The sequence below is a fragment of the Bradyrhizobium sp. USDA3010 genome, assembly GCF_056429065.1.
In genome coordinates this window covers 1-2,897 of record NZ_JBWJZD010000108.1, presented here as the reverse complement: position 1 = coordinate 2,897, position 2,897 = coordinate 1, and the positions used below count along the sequence as shown (strand labels likewise).

Annotated in this window: 2 protein-coding genes; one reads left to right on the top strand and one right to left on the bottom strand. The window is 58.3% G+C overall.

Annotated elements, in window-relative coordinates; all coding sequences use genetic code 11:
- The first annotated feature begins 574 nt into the window (after positions 1 to 574).
- A complete protein-coding gene (locus AC066Y_RS43055; RefSeq protein WP_478279113.1) occupies positions 575 to 790 on the top strand; it encodes a hypothetical protein in 216 nt (71 codons plus the stop codon).
- A 474-nt stretch (positions 791 to 1,264) separates the two neighbouring features.
- Here AC066Y_RS43055 and AC066Y_RS43050 read toward each other — a convergent pair whose 3' ends face one another.
- Positions 1,265 to 1,891, bottom strand: a complete 627-nt coding sequence (locus tag AC066Y_RS43050) for a nodulate formation efficiency C protein (protein ID WP_478279112.1) — start codon at positions 1,889 to 1,891, stop codon at positions 1,265 to 1,267.
- Positions 1,892 to 2,897 lie beyond the last annotated feature (1,006 nt).

Below are 2,897 nucleotides of genomic sequence, written 5' to 3'. Positions count from 1 at the left end.
ATGGCGGGCGTGGTGTTCGCGGCTGAAGGTGATGGGGTTGGCTTTGCAACCGAATCCTACGCCGCATCAGCGCTTTACACCACGCTCGCCAGCCTCTCAGGCGCCTCTGACGAATAAGACGGGCTAAGCCTCTTTTGATTGCTATCGTTCGACAGGACTGTGCGCGGTTCATCATGGTGAGGAAAGCGGAAGTCTGGATAAGGCACGATAAGAGTGACTGCTCAAAAGGGATCGGCCTCCCCGCTTGGTCCTACGGTACAAGGCCACCATGCTTTACTCACACGGTGGCCCGTATCCGCGACCTTATCCGCCCCGAAACGCTGCGCGCGAAATGACTTCCACAACGCCTAGCTGGCCTTCGATGAATGAAGAAAGCACAAAGCTCGGCAGAATCGCGACCGTGCGGAATGACAGCCGGCTTTGCGGGCTTGCGGTGCTGAGGCGTCCCCGCATTGTTGCGAGTGGCGATCTGCATGCCATTTCAGAGCGGTGAATCAATCCACAGCAAGTGTCGGCACTCAGGGCATTGCGGCAGTTAGCTCTGGCAGGGCTTAGGCGACTCACGCTAGTCATCATGTTCAACCGCCTCGCTGACAATGGGACTGAAATGGTGATGGCCACTCCTGAATTGCTGGTCTCTTCTTACGCGCTTGAAGTGGACGGCCGACTCAAAGCCGAATTCGCAACCAGGGACGGCGCCCGGGCTGGTGGAGCAGAACTAAAGAAGCGTTTTCCCACGCTTCAAATCAAGATCTATGACGCGCAGACGAATGCCCGCGAGGAAGTTTAGATCAGGCTCAATTCGATCTTCGATCCTCGCAGCAAGGCTGCGGAACTCCTCGCCGGGGCACTCGGGAAAGGATCCCGCCGCCATCGAGAATGCCGGCGTCGCTATCACTGCCCCGTTCCCGGAGGTCCTCTGAAACCGGTCTCGTCGCTGCACTCGCTCCCGCGGGTTCTTGTTGGTTGCGCGATGCGCTGCGCGCTCGCCGGATCGGGCCTGGCCTCAGCATCTCCTCGCCTGATCCGTGAAGGATAACACGCGGCGCGCTGGCGAGAGCGCGGATGTATCTTTTTGCACCAGTTCCGCCGCGACTACTGTTGGGGCAAGAGGCATCCTGATGCCTGGCTGTCCCCATTGCGGCTTGCGGGCCGGAGAGAGCCCGCCTCCTACTGGCATAACTGGGACGCGTAAATTTTCCGGCGGATGGATCTTGCTGTGCGGCCGAGGCCTCAGCGCTCAAGAGTAGCGCTACCATCCTGATCAGTTGTCGAGGCCCTTCGCACCCCCTCCAAAGGCGTCCCGTTCATTTTGATCTATATGATGGAACCAGGAGCCCGGAGGAAAAATCGCAATCCTCTTGGCAAGGAAAGATTGCGGCTCCCAATCGCGTCCCTCGCGCTTGTCGAAGGTGATGACCCCATTTTGGGTGAAGTGGCGGGGGCCTGGTATGTTGCAGTTCACCAACAGCAGAACGCGCCACCGGTCCGCTTTCTCGGTCGGCTTGTCATTCGCCGCCCTAACGTAATCCACGACTACAGGTTCGATGATGTGACAGCGGCCGCGTCGGAGCAGATCGCCGAGCTTGCCTTGCGCGGTCGTGACAAAGTTGAAATTGACCGGATCATGCAGAAAACGAAGGTTTGCGTCTTTTTCGCCGTCGGTGACTTCACTGACGATGAGTGAAAGCGCCAGGGCGCGCCAGCCGAATTCGATAGGCTTTGCATAGGGAGACGCAACTTCAATCTTTCCGTCGGTCCCGACCTTCCATGTAATAACGTAATGTTCGTCTGATCTGTTATCCTGATGCCTGGTCCAGGAAAGGTAAACATACTCAGTGTGGTCGATGCCTTCGGCGATTCCCCAGTTTCGAGGGACGAATTGCGCCACTTTCGAAACTTTGGAGACAATGTGCTCGATTGTCTCACCGTCTCGCGCTCGCCAGGTTGACTTGACTCGTTCGACAAGCGCGCTTTCGCCGGCTCGCGCAGTGTTGCCCGTCGCAACCAGCCCAGCAAGGAAAACTAGCGATTGACAGAGACAATGCACGCCTCTTGCAGACATTCTCTTCATAACAGCCGGACCATCGGTTTTTCATCCACACGTCAAAGCGGCAGCCCTCGATGCTATGCTCGATTGGAAGAAGTTAGCGGCAACGTGACGCGGGCACCGCCGATGTCCCGCGCGAGCAGGCGCTGTCTGTCCCCTCGAGTCACGCGCCGCTAACTTCAGTGGGCCAGCTACAACCCCAATTTGCCGTGCTGGACCTGCCCAGGGGGAGAAGCCTGGGCACCCTTGAGCTTGCATCCTTCGTGCCAGGAAATAGCCGGCAAATCGCGCCAGATTCGTGCAGTGTTTGTCGGCTTTCCGACCTACGCTCGTTTCTATGTTTCCATTCGGCCGATCCGCTCGGGCTTGTTCAGCTTTTGTCGCGCCGATCTTCGAGGGCCAAGTGAAGGCCGCTGCCGATTTACGGATGAGAAATCGGGAAGCACTTTGGAGGGCTGTTGAACCGTCTGGTTCGGCGCGGTCACCCGAACGCCTGCGATCGCTATCGGCTCGTAATTGATGATAAGCAAAAATCGCTCCGCCGGGCGTGTGGAATCGTCGGAAGCGCGTTCTCAGGCAGGCGGATGATAGGGTGCGCGCGTTTCTACCTACGCGCACGATGTTGCGGTCTGCTCAATCCAGCTGCCTCGGCGCCGCATTCATGGTTGGATGAGCCGTTTCCAGTCGCGACAGCCGGCAAGCGAGAAACGATCAAGTCACGCTAGCCCGTCTTATTCATGATTGCCGGGCGGGGCAGCTGGAACATTTCCGGTCGGGGTGAAGGCGCGCGCGAACGCTTCGGCTTTTTCGCCGCTTTTCGACCCGACTTCGTGAACGCGTTGGAGGA

Coding starts and splice junctions, on each gene's coding strand:
- AC066Y_RS43055 (WP_478279113.1), top strand. CDS start 575: ATGTTCAACCGCCTCGCTGACAATGGGACTGAAATGGTGATGGCCACT.